Genomic DNA, 508 nt, shown 5'->3' with positions numbered 1-508 from the left:
ATAAAAAATACAACAGCTTTGAAAGCGAAAAAGATGTCGAAATAGCATTGAACAAGCTAATGGCACTCTATGACCCAGCAATGCGTGATATCTTTTCGAAAGTACGTACAAATCCTAATGAGCCAGCAATCCCTAATCAGATTAGTCAGCTCATTGGTCAAAAACTTTCTAGTTTAGAAAAACTCACCATGTTGGACCTTAAGGGTTGTTTTGATTTAATGTTTCCTGCATTTAACATACAAGAGCATGCCCAACAACAACCAGGAAACCATCTTGGGGTAAAAGAAAATAAATCTTGGGGTATGGAATTATTCAATAATCTTGATCAATCACTCACTGGTAATGTCTATCTTCTTGAAGCAGTGCTCGCTAGTAGCTCAATGCCAGGCATGAATGGCTCTACTAGTGTGTACTCTTCCGACAGTGAGTTAGCTCTTGGCCAATTTGTTGATGGCGCTTTTGTTAACCATGATCCAACTATGGCAGCTGTTTCTATGTCATATCACCA

1 protein-coding gene is annotated in these 508 nt (G+C 39.0%); it reads left to right on the top strand.

What is annotated here, in order from left to right; translation table 11 throughout:
• Nucleotides 1-508 (top strand): patatin-like phospholipase family protein (locus CWB66_RS11855; RefSeq protein ID WP_138585538.1); only part of this gene is annotated, 508 nt, incomplete at both ends.

Origin of the sequence: Pseudoalteromonas sp. S558, from assembly GCF_005886635.1 — a bacterium.
Taxonomy (GTDB): domain Bacteria; phylum Pseudomonadota; class Gammaproteobacteria; order Enterobacterales; family Alteromonadaceae; genus Pseudoalteromonas; species Pseudoalteromonas aliena.
This window is presented reverse-complemented; position numbering and strand designations above follow the sequence as displayed.